The sequence below is a fragment of the Haladaptatus salinisoli genome, assembly GCF_020614375.1.
Taxonomy (GTDB): domain Archaea; phylum Halobacteriota; class Halobacteria; order Halobacteriales; family Haladaptataceae; genus Haladaptatus; species Haladaptatus salinisoli.
In genome coordinates this window covers 1,398,272-1,411,232 of record NZ_CP085327.1, presented here as the reverse complement: position 1 = coordinate 1,411,232, position 12,961 = coordinate 1,398,272, and the positions used below count along the sequence as shown (strand labels likewise).

The window sequence follows — 12,961 nt, the reverse complement described above, 5'->3', positions numbered from 1 at the left end:
TCCGAACTACTCGCTGCTTGGGTAGCGGAAACGAATCCAATTTTACTTAGAACCGATTCGAAGAGCGTAGCCGTCGGCTTCTCGTCCCCGATTTTCCCGCCGACGGTGGTTTTCCCCTCTCGACGGCGGCGCTCCCTTTCGAGCCGCACCGGTTTTCACGCTTCCGGGCAAAACTATCAACGCGAATCGCGGGGCGAAACGCCCGATGTAACCATGACTGGCCAGCCAAACCCCGAAAGAACGGCGACTTCCGACGCGGAGATCGGCGCGGGACTGTTCGAGGAGAGCATGGGTCCGAGTTCGGCCCTCGCACACCTCTACCGCGGCGAAATTCACCGGATGAAGTTCTGGCGCGAGCGACTCGACCGGACGAGCAACTGGGCGATAACGCTCATGGCGGCCATCCTGACGTGGGCGTTTTCGAGTCGAGGGAACCCCCACTACATCGTCCTGCTCGCCGTCATAATGGTGAGCATCTTCCTGCTCATCGAGGCGCGGCGCTATCGCGCCTACGACATGTGGCGGTCTCGGGTTCGCATGCTCCAGCAGAACGTGTTCGCGCTGGCGCTGGACGACTCCGCCGGCGTGGTGGACGATCGGTGGCGACGGAAACTGAGTCGGGACTACCGCATGCCGAAGATGAAGGTGTCGATGGAGGAGGCGCTGGCCCACCGTCTGCGTCGAGTGTACGCCCCCCTGCTTCTCGTCCTGCTCGCGGCCTGGGTGTTTCACCTGACCGCGTACGAGTCCGCGTCGGGGTGGCCCGGAAGCGCGGCCATCGCCTGGCTGCCCGGTTTCGTCGTCACGGGGCTCGTGGCCGCCTTCTACGTCGGCGTCCTCGCCGTCGCGTACCGACCGCGGACGTGGAACATCAACGGCGAGATTCTGTCGAGCGACGTGACGGGGTGGGACGCTCCGGAGGAGTGAGTCACTCGGATTCGCTCCTCGCCAATCGCGCGACGAGCACCTCTATCGTGCCGGAGAGCGCGCCGGTTCCGAACAGCGCGACGAGCGCGGCCCCGGCGGCGTCGAAGATGAGGTCGACGACCGTGTCCCGGAGTCCGTACTGGATGAGCACCGGGTCGATTCCCGCGACCTCGGCGAACCCCCGCGCGGCGAACTCCAGCACCTCCCAGACGACGCCGAACGCGAGCGTGAACAGGAGGACGTAGACGAACATGAACCGCGGCGGAAAGTGAACCGCGTCGGAGTGTTCGTCCAACGCCCGCGCCGTCGCGTAGCCGACGCCCGCGACGAGCGTGGCGGAGAGCGTGTGCGTCAGGTGGTCCCACCACCAGACCACGTCGTAGAGTCCGAGCATCCCGACCGCGTGGAAGAAGACGGCGGCGGTGATCCACAGGGTCATGCGGGGGTCGAGCGCGAGGCGGTAGTCGCGATTTAACACACCGGGGAGGACGGTCACGCCGAGCGCCAAGACGCCGTTCACCAACACGCCGACGTTCCGGGTCGCGAGGCCGACGACGACGACGCTCGCGATGGCGAGTTGCATCCCTCGCACCAGGTGCCGCGAGCGGTCGTCGGTCGTCCCCATCGCGTCGAACGTACGGGCCGAACGGAGTAAACGGTCACCCTCGCGGCGCACCTCGGCGGTACTCTCGCGGGCGTTCCTGCACCCTCGGACGTTCACTCCCGTACGCTCCGACAAGCGTTTACGTGAATCTCGCCTACGGTGGATACGATGATGGCAACAACGCACGCTCTCCTCGGCGTGCTCGTCGGGAGTGCGGCGCTGTTCGTCGCACCGGAGTTCGCCCCCGTCGCGGTTTCGGCGGGGCTTGTCGGCGGTCTGTTCCCCGATTTCGACCTCTACTCCGGCCACCGGAAGACGCTCCACTTTCCCGTCTACTACTCGCTGGCGGCGGCGGCGGCGCTCGCGGTCGCGGCGCTCGCGCCGACCGCGCTGACGGTCGCACTCGGGGTCTTTTTCCTCTCCGCGGCGATTCACTCCGCGTCGGACGCCTTCGGCGGCGGGTTGGAGTTGAAGCCGTGGCTCGGCGAATCGAACCGGGCGGTGTACGACCACTACCGCGGGCGGTGGATTCGTCCCCGGCGGTGGATCCGGTACGACGGCGCGCCGGAGGACTTCGCGCTCGGGGTCTTCCTCGCGCTCCCGAGCCTCGTCCTCCACGAGGGGGCGGTTCAGACGCTCGTGGTCGTCGCGGTGTTGATCTCGGGCGTCTACTCCCTGTTCCGCAAGCGCCTCGTGTTCGCGGCGGAGTGGCTGGTCGACCGCATACCCACCTCGATGTTGGCCTACATCCCCGACCGATTCGTCCGAGACCTCGTGTAGAAGGTCGAACGCGCTTCGAAGGGTTTATTCGCGGCCTGACCATCAGACATCAGTAGTAACCATGTCCGACAAACCTGCCTCGATGTACCGGGCCATCAGCAAGCCCCCGTACACGCGACGCGAGTACATCACGGGTATCCCGGGTTCGAAGATCGCACAGTACAAGATGGGGAACGTGGAGAGCGACGAGGACGACTACCCCGTCCAGATATCGCTCGTCGTCGAAGAGGAGTGCCAGATTCGCCACGGCGCGCTGGAGGCCTCCCGCCTCTCCGCCAACCGCTTCCTGCTCAAAAACCTCGGACAGGAGAACTACAAGATGATTCTCCGCAAGTTCCCCCACCACGTCCTGCGCGAGAACAAGCAGGCGACGGGTGCGGGCGCGGACCGCGTCTCCGACGGGATGCGACAGGCGTTCGGGAAACCGGTCGGCACCGCCGCGCGGATTCAGGCGGGCGAGCGCGTGTTCACCGCGTGGTGTTCGGTCGACGACGCGGACGCCGTGAAAGACGCCCTCCGCCGCGCGTACAACAAGATTTCTCCGCCGTGCAAAATCGTCGTCGAGCGCGGTCAGGAGAAGTTGGTCAGCTAAAACGAACTCGTTCTTTCCGTCGGCGAACCTCGCGGAGCGACGGCGACGCGAACGACGGGACGGCGGAACCGCACCCCTCGACTACGCACCTTTTTACGGACTGCCGCGGAACTACCCGTCCGATGCTGAACCTCGCGGTGGCGTACAAACAGGAGTCGTTCGCGCGTATGCGCGACCCCCTCGCGGAGCGCGGAATTCGGGCGCGCCACGCCCCGAGCGAGGCCCGAACCTTCGACCTCGCGGACCCGCCGTGGGACCCCGACGAGTTCGACGTCGGCTTCGTCTACCCCTCGCGGTCGATGGAGGGCGGCGTGGTGGACGCCCTGCTCTCGGTGCCGTGGGTGAACGACCGGGAGGCGGTGCTCACCTCGCGCAACAAGGGGGGCGTCGTCGCCCGTCTCGGGCGGGCGGGGCTTCCGGTCCCGAAGACGGTCGTCGTCTCGAATCCGGTCGAGGAAAGCGACCTCCGAGAGGTCTTCGCCCGGTTCGATCCCCCGGTCGTGGTGAAGCCCAACTCGACCACGCGCGGGACGGGTATCGCCAAAGTCGACGACCTCGATTCCTTCCTCGGCGTCGTCGACTATCTGAACCTCGTCCACGACTACCGCGCCACGGGCGACAAATCGTTCCTCGTGCAGGAGTACCTCCCGAACGCGACCGACTACCGCGCGATGGTCGTGGCCGGCGAGTACGTCGGCGCGGTCGAACGCCGACTGCCGGACGACGCGCTCGCCGACGGTCGGTGGAAGCACAACGTCCATCGGGGCGCGGAGGCGCGCGGAAGAACCCTTCCGAGAGAACACAGGAAACTCGCGGAACGAACCGCGGAGGTGTTGGAGATTCCCTTCCTCGGCGTCGACCTGCTCGACGCCGGCGACCGGGTCGTGGTGAACGAAACGAACGCCCGGCCGACCGTCGACGCGGAGACGAAGTACGAAGACGGGTTCTACGACCGTCTCGCCGAACTCGTCCGAGCTACTCGACGTTGATATTCGCCGACTCGTCCGTCTTCTCCAGCGTGACCTCGAGGACGCCGTTGTTGTAGGTCGCTTTCGCGGAGCGTTCGTCGACGCGCGCCGGAAGCGAGATGCGCTCGTCGTACTCGCGGTGGTCGCTGACGGCGCTGATGGTCAGCATCTCGCCGTCGCACTTGAGGTTGATGTCGCTCTTCTCGACGCCGGGGAGGTCGGCGATGACGCGAACCGTCTCGTCGTCCTCGTGGATGTCGATGTGGGTCTCAGTACCGAACCCCGACGTGCCTGTATCGACCTGCATGTCGACGTTCCCGCCCATCATATCGTTCATCATGCGCTCAATTTCGCGGAAGAGGTCGTCGAAGGGGTCGTCGCGGTCGTCTCGTCGCATGCTCGATACTAAGCCCTTGCCGGGGAAAAGGTTTTGGACGGCCTCCGAATATCCCGTTTCGAATCGGAGAAAATCGATCCAACCGGAAAGTGATTGGTGTTTGAGACCAACGGGAGGCGCGCTGACGGAGTGACGAGGCGTCGTCGTTGCGCTGGGAGCTATCTCGGACCGCAGTCGCGTCACCCTTTTCGTGATTTCTCTCCGGACGGGGGCGTGCACCGTCGGATACGGGAACTTCGAACCGGGAGACGCGGAGTCCGTGTCGTCCGCCCGTTGGATTCGATCGAGCGACTCGTGCGAGACGGTCCGTAGAATAGGCCGAAACGAACGACCCGATTCAGAAGCCGATTCCGAGCGCGTCGTTCGTCGTCTCGACGCTTTCGCGGGCGTCCGCCGCGTTCGTCACGGCGCGAATCGCGTCGACGTTTTCGGGAACCACGTCGCTCTCCTGGTGGATGGCCTGGAAGAGGTAGAGGTCGTTGTCCTCCATCGAGACGGACTCGCCCCAGATGCAGTTCTCCCAGAGGTCGCCCCGCGGCCGACCTCTGTCCATGGCGAACTCCTTGAGTTTCCCCGCGCCGTCGACGTTCATGCGCTCGGGGACGACGAACAGGCGCGACTCGTTTTCGAGCAGTTCGCGCACCTCCTCGGCGTCCGGTTCGGTTTCCAGCGAGACGTTGACGCTGTGCATGTGCATCAGCGTCGCCGGAACCTTCAGCCCGAGCGTGTCGATGGCGAGGTCGGGGAAGATGGTTTTCACGTCCGGTCCGTGGTGCGACGGCAGCGAGATCGGGTTCGGTAGGATGTCGTTGATGGGACCGCGGCCCGTTTGGGCCGGGTCGCCGCCGCGCCGGACGAGCGTCGCCCGAACCTTCTCGACCCCGTACTCCTCGCGGAGCGGCGCGATGAGCCGCGAGAGCCCGGTCGTGTTGCAGGAGACGACGCGGACGTGCCGCGCGCCCGCCGCGTCCTCGAAGTTGGCGCGGGCGTTGAAGCTCACGTCGCCCACGTCGGCGGATTCGCCGCCCTGATACAGCGCGGGCGTGTCGTACTCGTCGTACAGCGACTTGTTCTCCGCGCCGATTCCCGAGGGACAGGCGTCCACGACCACGTCCGCCCGCTCGACCATCTCGTCCACCATTCCGGCGAGTTCGATCCCCGCGTCGTCGAACCGCTCCGCCCGTTCCTCGACGGCGGCGTAGAGCGAATACCCGTTCTCGACGGCCCCCTCGGCTTCGAAGTTGGGCCGGGTCTTCGCGACGCCGACGACCTCCATGTCCGGCTGCGCGCGGACGGCGTCAGCGACTCGCTTCCCGATCGTCCCGTACCCGTTAATGCCGACCTGTAGCATGTACGTTTGGCTCCAACGTCCGCGACCAAAACGGTTTCGAGCCGTTTCGACGGAAAACAACTCGACCGCGAGTAAGTCGCGAAAGGGAACACCTAACCCCGCCGACTGCAACCCCCAAACCATGAGTTTGGACGACGCGGCGCGAACCGCCGTCGAACAGTGCATGGCGCTCCGACCGGACGAATCCTGCGCGGTCGTCACCGACGAGAAGCGGTGGGACATCGGCGAGGCGCTGTACGACGCCGCCCGCGAGGTGACCGACGACGTGCTCATCGCGCGATACCCCGTCGGCAACCAGCACGGCGAGGAACCTCCCGCCCCCGTCGCCGCCGCGATGGCCGGAGCGGACGTGGTGCTCGCCCCGACGACCAAGAGCCTCAGCCACACCCGGGCGCGCGGCGAGGCGAACGAGGCGGGCGCCCGGGTCGCGACCCTCCCCGGCATCACGGAGGAAGTGATGGTTACCGGCCTGGCCGCCGACTACGAGACCATCGACGAGCACTGCCGGGACGTGCTCGAACAGGTCGAGGGCGCGGACGAAATCCGCGTTACCACCGAGAAAGGAACCGACATCACCTTCGAACCCGGCGACCGCGAGTGGTTCGACGACACCGGTCTCTGTCACGACCCCGGCGACTTCACCAACCTCCCCGCGGGAGAAGTGTTCGTCAGCCCCGAGAACGCGAACGGTCGCTACGTCGTGGACGGAACGATGCGCCCTCACGGTCTACTCGAAGGCGGGCGAACCCTCGAATTCGAGGTCGAAGACGGCTACGTCACCGATATCGGCGACGACGACATCCGCGAGCAGGTCGAAACCGCCGCTGAAGAGGTCGGACGGGACGCGTACAACCTCGCCGAACTCGGCATCGGCACGAACGTCGCGGTCACCGAACTCGTCGGCTCCGTTCTACTGGACGAGAAGGCGGGCGGCACCGTCCACATCGCCATCGGCGACGACGCGGGAATCGGCGGCGACACGGACGCCCCGCTCCACTTGGACGGCATCATCCGAGACCCGACCGTCTACGCGGACGGCGAGGAAGTCGAACTGCCACAGCCTTAACGACGAAATTCGACCTTCTCGAATGACACTCGTCCACGGAATCGACGTTCGCGGCGTCGACGTAGACCCTGAAACGCGCTGTTCGCACTACGACACGGAGCGGGACGTGATCGCGATTCGGTTCCCCTGCTGCGACGAGTTCTACCCCTGTTTCCGGTGTCACGACGCGGTGGCCGACCACCCCCGCGAGGCGTGGGCCGAGGACGAACGGGACGCGGAGGCGGTGCTGTGCGGCGTCTGCGGCGCGCGACTGACGATACCCGCGTACCTCGCCTGCGACTCGCGGTGTCCCGAGTGCGACGCGGAGTTCAATCCCGGCTGCGCCGACCACTACGAGTTGTACTTCGAGGGCTGACGCTCAGTCGGTTTTCAAGGGGAGTATTTCGACTGCGCGCTCGCCGCTGACGTATATCTCTGCGGATGCTGCGCCCCAGAATGGACCACCTCCCTTTCGAAATCCGCTGGGCGTTTCGACGATAACGCCGTTACTCGGTTCGATTTCGGCGATTCGAACCCTGTTTTCGGGGGGAACCGTCACCGTCTCTCGACCCCTCTCACCCTCGTCGTCGCGCCAAATCGCGGTGACTGTACGCCTCGCCCCGTCGTAATTCGTGACGAACAGCGGTATCGGGGATTCGTTCTCCCGTCCGACCAACGCGCCGCAACCCGCTACGCCGAACGTCAGCATCCCGACGCCTATCTTCCCGACGAATTCTCGCCGTCTCATTCGAACCGACGACGTTCCCAGTTCGGCATGAGCCTTCTGTTGTCGCGGCTCCTCCCAACTCCGCGCACTTTTACGCCCGCAGTCCATACTACGACGATATGAGCGAAACTTCGGAGCGCGTGGCAGTCCCCTGCCCGTCGTGTTCCCCCGAGTTGGAGACCGTCCACGAGGTGCTCAAATCGGGCGGACAAGCGACGGTTCGCTGCACCGAGTGCGGCCACGTCCACAAGACGAAGCTAGCGGAAGCGAAGACCGAGGAGATAGACGTCGTCGTCTCGCAGGGCGGCGAGTCGTTCAGCGCGACGGCGGACGTCCCGGTGGCGGAGACGCTGGCGGTCGGCGAGGAGTTCGTCCTCGAAACCGAGGAGGCCATCTTCGTCGTCCGAATCACGAGCCTCGAACAGGGCGAGAATCGCCGCGTCGAGGAGTCGGTCGCGGAGGACGTGGAGACCATATGGACGCGCGCCGTGGACAACGTCGCGGTCAACGTCACCGTCCACCCGAACGACGGGCGCAGGGATAACTCGCGGAGCGTCACGGTGAACGTTCCGGGCGACTACGAGTTCGTCGTCGGCGAGACGGAGGAACTCGCCGACGAGGAGTTCACCGTCGACGGCATCCTCGTCACGGACGACGCGACCGGCTACGACTTCGACCGACTCGACCACGACGGCGACACCGTCCTCGCCAAGGACGCGAAGCGAATCTACGCCGAGGACGAGAGTTCGACCGCGTGGTCGGCGTGGTAGCATGTTCGGACGCGGACGCGACGACTTCGAGGACGAACGAACCGCCCTCGTCCGTCGCCTCGCCGACCGCGACCGCATCGAGGACGAGGCGACGCTAGACGCGCTCCGGGCCGTCCCCCGCCACGAGTTCGTCCCCGAGAACAAGCGCCGCGAGGCGTACGCCGACCGCCCGCTCCCCATCGGCGAAGACCAGACCATCAGCGCCCCGCACATGGTCGCCATCATGACCGAGCTGCTCGACCTCTCGCCGGGCGAGCGGGTGCTCGAAATCGGCACCGGATGCGGGTATCACGCCGCCGTCACCGCCGAAATCGTCGGCCCGGAGAACGTCGCCAGCGTCGAGTACCACGAGTCGCTGGCGGCGGAGACCCGAGAGCGACTCGACGACCTCGGCTACGACGAAATTTCGATCCGCGTCGGCGACGGACACGACGGCTGGCCCGAGCGCGCACCGTTCGACGCCGCCTACCTGACCTGCGCCGCCCCCGACTTCCCGACCGCCGTCGTCGAACAAGTCCGCCCCGGCGGTCGCCTGCTCGCGCCGCTCGGGACCGCGACGCAGCGCCTCGTTCTCGCACGGAAGCGCGAAGACGGCGCGCTCGACCGCGACCGACGCGGCGCGGTGCGGTTCGTTCCGATGCAGTGAGCGTAGCTTTTTTCGGCTCGCGCCCGAGCGGTCGGTATGGACTACCGCGAACTCTGCTTGCTGTGGGCCGCCCGCGAGACCGGCATCGTCGACGCCGTCGCGTTCGACGCGGGCACGCCCGACGAGGTCGCCGACGAAACGGGGGTCACCCGGCGCGCGGCGAGGATCACGCTCGAAGCGATGGCCGAATTAGGATTTCTCGAACGCGTCGGCGACGAGTACGAACCCACGAACCGGGCGCTCGGACTCTTCGCCAAGGCGGACGTGCGCTCCATCGGCAGCGTCCCCCACCGACTCGACTGCCTCGACCGGTGGCTGGCGCTCCCGGAGACCATGCGAACCGGCTCGCCGCCCGCGACGCCGGACGAGTGGACGACGAACTTCGCCGGGGCGATGGCGGCCGTGGACGAGACGACGGTTCGAGCGTGCGTCACCGAGGCGGTTCACGAACGCCCCGACGCCGAGCGCGTCCTCGATATCGGCGGCGGTCCCGGCGCTTTCGCCAAGGAGTTCGTCCGTCGCGGGTTCGAAGTGACGCTCGTCGACCGACCCGCGGTCGTCGACATCGACCGGCGATTTCTCGAACGAGAGCCCGTCGAACTCGTCGCCGGAGATATCACCGACGACCTCCCGACGGGCTTCGACGTCGCGTTCTGCTCTCGGGTCGCGCACTCGCTCGGCCCCGACGAAAATCGTGCTCTCCTCCGTAACGCCTTCGCCGCGCTCGACCCCGGCGGCGCGGCGGTTTTCGTCGACCGAATCCGAGGCCGGGCCGACGGCGCGGCGCTGATGGGGGCGCACATGCTCGCGCAGACCGAAAACGGCGACGCGTACACCGCCGAGCAGTTTTCGGACTGGTTCGAGGACGCCGGCTTCGAGGGGTTCGAAATCCGCGACGTTCCGGGGACGAATCAACAAGCCGTCGTCGGGCGAAGGCCGCGCAATTGAAGAACGTCCGAACCCAACGCCAGTTCATGGAACCGGCGGTGTTGCGCGACGACATGGTCGCCAGTTTGGAGCACGAGACCAAGGGGGTCGTTCGAAGCGAACGGGTCGGTCTCGCGCTCCGAACGGTGCCACGTCACGAGTTCGTCCCGATCGACGCCGAGCAGGGCGCCTACTCGGACCAGTCGTTCGACCACCGGGGAACGCGGATACTGGCCCCGAGCACCGCGGCTCGGCTGCTGGAAGCGCTCGACGTGGGCGAGGACGATTCCGTCCTCGTCGTCGGTGCGGGCGTCGGCTACACCGCCGCGGTGTTGGCGGAGATGGTCGGCGAACGTAACGTCCACGCCGTCGACATCACCCGGAGAATCGTCTACGAAGCGCGACAGAACCTCGCCGCCGCGGGCTACGGGGGCGTGTTCGTCGATTGCCGCGACGGGGCCGACGGGCTACCGGAGTACGCGCCGTTCGACCGCATTCTCGTCGAAGCCGCGGCTATCGACCCGCCGCGGACGCTCGTCGACCAACTCGCGCCCGAAGGGCGATTGGTCATCCCCCTCGGCAGCGGCAACCAGCGATTGGTCGCCATCGAACGGTCGGCGAGCGGGGCCGCCGAACCGACCGAGCGGTTCGGCAGCGTCGCCTTCGCGCCGCTGCTCGTCGACGGCGAGCAGTCCGACTCGCTCGAACGGAACCGGACGGCTCGGGAAGACCGCGAGTTCGCGGAGCGCCACGCGCAGACGCGGCGCGGTTGGGAACACGAGTGGATCGACTGGGACGGGTACGGGTAGGCCGGGCGAGCGCGGAAGAACCGGACGTCAACCGGAGACGACCAGTATCCGCGTGTTCTCCCGATTGTCGGCGAACTCGCTTCCAGCGGGCGGTTTGATATCCACGTCGAGCGTGCCGTCGTCCTGATTCGGCCCCAGTCCGGGAGCTATCGAGAGGCTCGCCCGTCCGTCCGCGCCCGTGGTCGCCGTCCCGATGTCCTCCAGCGTCGCGGAATCGCCTTTCACGACGACCGTCGCGTCGGCGACCGGTTTCCCGTCCGAATCGATGACCCGTACCTCGACCGTCTGCCGACCCGGTTCGATGACTTCGGGTTGGGGCTTCGCGTCGAGTTCGCTTACCGCTAGTCCGTTGAGTCCCGACAGCATGTTCATCATGACGCCCAGGCTGGCGACGCCGACGACGAGCGCGATGACGAGTCGAATCGGCAGTCCTTCGATGGCGCGGTCGTCCGACCGAAACCGTTGATACGCGGACATGGCCCCGAACTGCTCCTCCTCTGGGATTTAAACCTTTGCGCGAAGATTCAAATCCGATTCCGAAACCAAGACGCCGCATGACGGTACTCGGACGCACAGGCGACTCCGGCGCGGCGGGCAACCTCGGCACGTATCGGGCGCGCGACGGAAGCCCCGGCGCGCGCGTCGACGTCGACCTCGACGGTCCGCACGTCGCGCTCGTCGTCGGAAAACGCGGCTACGGAAAATCGTACACGCTCGGCGTGCTGGCGGAGGAACTCGCGGCGGCGGAGGGCGTTACGCCGGTGGTCGCCGACCCCATGGGCGCTTTCGTCACCTTCGCCGACGAGACCGGTTTCGAGGTCGTCGAAAGTCCGCAGATCGCTGCGAGCGCGCTCACGTCGCGCGCGTGGTGCGACCTGCTCGGTCTCGACCGCGAGAGTCCGACCGGATCGCTGGTCTGGCGGGCCGCGATAGAAGCCGAGACGCTCGCGGAGATGGTCGCGTACGTTGCGGACGCGGACGCGAACCCGGCGACTCGACGGGCAGCGCGGAATCACCTCGCGCTGGCGGAGTCGTGGGGCGTGTTCTCGTCCGACGGACTCACCGCGGTCGACTGCGCGGCCGCGTCGGGAATTGTGCTCGACTGCTCCGGCTACGACGCGGCGCCGATGAACGCCGTAGTTCGGGCGGTCGCGGACGACCTCTACCGCGCCCGAATCGCCGAATCGATACGGACGCTTCCGTGGCTGGTCGTGGACGAGGCGCACGCCTTCTTCGACGGGGTCGCCGAACCGGCGCTTCGGACCATCGTGACGCGCGGCCGCCGCCCCGGCGTCAGTTTGGTCGCGGCGACGCAGCGTCCCGCCGCGCTCCCCGAGGTGGCGATTTCGCAGTCGGACGTGCTCCTCGCGCATCGGTTGACCTCGCGGCCCGACCGCGACGCCCTCGCTCGCGCCCGACCGGCGTACATGCGAGGGTCGTTCGCCGACCGGATGCCGGAGACGCCGGGCGCGGCGCTCGTCGTGGACGACGCGACCGAGAGCGTCCACGCGGTTCGAATCCGAGAGCGACGGGTGGCGCACGGCGGGGGGAGTCCGAGCGCGAGCGAACTTCGAAAGGGATAGGGTCGGTGCGAACCGCATCGAACACGAGCGACGGGTCTCGCCCGCCGACTCGGTCGAGAACCGCCTACCGGGCCGAGAGGCCCCCGGAGAAACGATGTCGCAGGCCACGCAGAAACTCGAACGGGTCGAACCGCTCCTCCTCGTCGCTGTCGGCGGGTTCGCCGGCGCGGTCCTTCGTTCCGCGACGAGCGCCGCCCTCCCCGGCGGCTTTCCGTGGGGGACGCTCGCGGTGAACGTCGCCGGGAGCTTCGCGCTCGGCGTGCTCCTCTACGAGGCCCGCCTGACGGACCTGCTCGCGCCGGAAACGCGGTTGCTCGTCGGAACCGGATTCCTCTCGTCGTTCACGACCTACAGCACCTTCGCGGTACAGACGGCGGGGCTCTCGCCGCCGCTCGCCGCGGCGAACGTGGCCGCGAACTACGTACTCGGCATCCTCGCTGTCCTCCTCGGTCGCCGGGTCGTCGGGGGTGTCGTCCCGTGAATCCGGCCTTCCTCGTCGGCGTCGGCGGGATGCTCGGCGCGTTGAGTCGCCACCTCGTCGGGCGAGCGCTCCCCGGCGAGCGCCGGGACACGCTCGCGGTCAACGTCGTCGGGAGTTTCGTGCTCGGCGCGCTGACCGCCGGGTTGACCGAGAACTCCGCGATGGTGACCCTGTTCGGAACGGGATTCTGCGGCGCGTTCACCACGTTCTCCAGTTTCGCCTTCGAGACGGTTCGCCTGTACGAGCGGGGGGAACGCCGCCGGGCGGTCGGCAACGCGACGGTGAACCTGGTCGGCGCGCTGGTTGCGGTCGCGCTCGGCGGCACCGCGGCGACCCTGCTTTCGGGATGACGAG

Annotated in this window: 18 protein-coding genes; 13 read left to right on the top strand and 5 right to left on the bottom strand. The window is 67.1% G+C overall.

All coding sequences use genetic code 11. The features are described from left to right. The first annotated feature begins 213 nt into the window (after window positions 1–213). The gene (locus tag LIX00_RS07690; protein ID WP_227355617.1) at window positions 214–927 is read left to right on the top strand and encodes a DUF2270 domain-containing protein; all 714 of its coding nucleotides are present in this window, start codon (window positions 214–216) and stop codon (window positions 925–927) included. 1 nt (window position 928) lies between these two features. Here the strand turns inward: LIX00_RS07690 and LIX00_RS07685 are convergent, their stop codons facing one another. Then, window positions 929–1,552: a DUF2238 domain-containing protein gene (locus LIX00_RS07685; RefSeq protein ID WP_227355616.1), complete on the bottom strand. Its 624-nt coding sequence runs from the start codon at window positions 1,550–1,552 to the stop codon at window positions 929–931. A 147-nt stretch (window positions 1,553–1,699) separates the two neighbouring features. Here LIX00_RS07685 and LIX00_RS07680 point away from each other — a divergent pair, with 147 nt between their 5' ends. From LIX00_RS07680 to LIX00_RS07670, 3 genes are all read left to right on the top strand, one after another. Beyond that, on the top strand, window positions 1,700–2,311 hold the full coding sequence (locus LIX00_RS07680; RefSeq protein ID WP_227355615.1) for a metal-dependent hydrolase: 612 nt from the start codon (window positions 1,700–1,702) through the stop codon (window positions 2,309–2,311). A 61-nt stretch (window positions 2,312–2,372) separates the two neighbouring features. After that, entirely contained in the window at window positions 2,373–2,903 is a 531-nt protein-coding gene (locus tag LIX00_RS07675; protein ID WP_227355614.1) for a 50S ribosomal protein L16, read from the top strand. 122 nt (window positions 2,904–3,025) lie between these two features. Beyond that, window positions 3,026–3,892 (top strand): ATP-grasp domain-containing protein, encoded by an 867-nt coding sequence (locus LIX00_RS07670; RefSeq protein ID WP_227355613.1) that lies wholly within the window; start codon window positions 3,026–3,028, stop codon window positions 3,890–3,892. Here the strand turns inward: LIX00_RS07670 and LIX00_RS07665 are convergent. Both LIX00_RS07665 and LIX00_RS07660 read right to left on the bottom strand, forming a co-directional pair. Next, complete coding sequence (locus LIX00_RS07665) at window positions 3,879–4,268, bottom strand: Hsp20/alpha crystallin family protein (protein ID WP_227355612.1); 390 nt, start codon at window positions 4,266–4,268, stop codon at window positions 3,879–3,881. The two genes, LIX00_RS07670 and LIX00_RS07665, sit on opposite strands and share 14 nt — an antisense overlap. Window positions 4,269–4,605: 337 nt before the next feature. Further along, on the bottom strand, window positions 4,606–5,619 hold the full coding sequence (locus tag LIX00_RS07660) for a type II glyceraldehyde-3-phosphate dehydrogenase (protein WP_227355611.1): 1,014 nt from the start codon (window positions 5,617–5,619) through the stop codon (window positions 4,606–4,608). 121 nt (window positions 5,620–5,740) lie between these two features. On the opposite strand from LIX00_RS07660, the gene LIX00_RS07655 reads away from it, so the two are divergent. Beyond that, window positions 5,741–6,685: an aminopeptidase gene (locus tag LIX00_RS07655; RefSeq protein WP_227355610.1), complete on the top strand. Its 945-nt coding sequence runs from the start codon at window positions 5,741–5,743 to the stop codon at window positions 6,683–6,685. 22 nt (window positions 6,686–6,707) lie between these two features. Beyond that, window positions 6,708–7,040, top strand: a complete 333-nt coding sequence (locus tag LIX00_RS07650) for a CHY zinc finger protein (protein ID WP_227355609.1) — start codon at window positions 6,708–6,710, stop codon at window positions 7,038–7,040. A 3-nt stretch (window positions 7,041–7,043) separates the two neighbouring features. Here LIX00_RS07650 and LIX00_RS07645 read toward each other — a convergent pair whose 3' ends face one another. After that, complete coding sequence (locus LIX00_RS07645) at window positions 7,044–7,412, bottom strand: hypothetical protein (protein WP_227355608.1); 369 nt, start codon at window positions 7,410–7,412, stop codon at window positions 7,044–7,046. A gap of 98 nt (window positions 7,413–7,510) precedes the next feature. Between LIX00_RS07645 and LIX00_RS07640 the strand changes: the two genes are divergently transcribed. Genes LIX00_RS07640 through LIX00_RS07625 form a run of 4 tightly spaced genes read left to right on the top strand, consistent with a single transcriptional unit; the run spans window position 7,511 to window position 10,543 of the window. Further along, entirely contained in the window at window positions 7,511–8,161 is a 651-nt protein-coding gene (locus LIX00_RS07640) for an HVO_0476 family zinc finger protein (protein WP_227355607.1), read from the top strand. A gap of 1 nt (window position 8,162) precedes the next feature. Beyond that, entirely contained in the window at window positions 8,163–8,807 is a 645-nt protein-coding gene (locus tag LIX00_RS07635) for a protein-L-isoaspartate(D-aspartate) O-methyltransferase (protein WP_227355606.1), read from the top strand. 36 nt (window positions 8,808–8,843) lie between these two features. Then, the gene (locus tag LIX00_RS07630; RefSeq protein WP_227355605.1) at window positions 8,844–9,755 is read left to right on the top strand and encodes a class I SAM-dependent methyltransferase; all 912 of its coding nucleotides are present in this window, start codon (window positions 8,844–8,846) and stop codon (window positions 9,753–9,755) included. Window positions 9,756–9,781: 26 nt separating this feature from the next. After that, window positions 9,782–10,543: a protein-L-isoaspartate O-methyltransferase family protein gene (locus LIX00_RS07625; protein ID WP_227355678.1), complete on the top strand. Its 762-nt coding sequence runs from the start codon at window positions 9,782–9,784 to the stop codon at window positions 10,541–10,543. Window positions 10,544–10,570: 27 nt separating this feature from the next. Here LIX00_RS07625 and LIX00_RS07620 read toward each other — a convergent pair whose 3' ends face one another. Then, window positions 10,571–11,020, bottom strand: coding sequence for an Ig-like domain-containing protein (locus tag LIX00_RS07620; RefSeq protein WP_227355604.1), 450 nt, complete (start codon window positions 11,018–11,020; stop codon window positions 10,571–10,573). Window positions 11,021–11,097: 77 nt separating this feature from the next. Here LIX00_RS07620 and LIX00_RS07615 point away from each other — a divergent pair, with 77 nt between their 5' ends. From LIX00_RS07615 to LIX00_RS07605, 3 genes are all read left to right on the top strand, one after another. Then, on the top strand, window positions 11,098–12,126 hold the full coding sequence (locus LIX00_RS07615; protein WP_227355603.1) for an ATP-binding protein: 1,029 nt from the start codon (window positions 11,098–11,100) through the stop codon (window positions 12,124–12,126). 94 nt (window positions 12,127–12,220) lie between these two features. After that, a complete protein-coding gene (gene crcB, locus LIX00_RS07610) occupies window positions 12,221–12,607 on the top strand; it encodes a fluoride efflux transporter CrcB (RefSeq protein ID WP_227355602.1) in 387 nt (128 codons plus the stop codon). Next, window positions 12,604–12,957, top strand: coding sequence for a fluoride efflux transporter FluC (locus tag LIX00_RS07605; RefSeq protein WP_227355601.1), 354 nt, complete (start codon window positions 12,604–12,606; stop codon window positions 12,955–12,957). Before crcB ends, LIX00_RS07605 begins: the two co-directional genes overlap by 4 nt. Window positions 12,958–12,961: the final 4 nt, after the last annotated feature.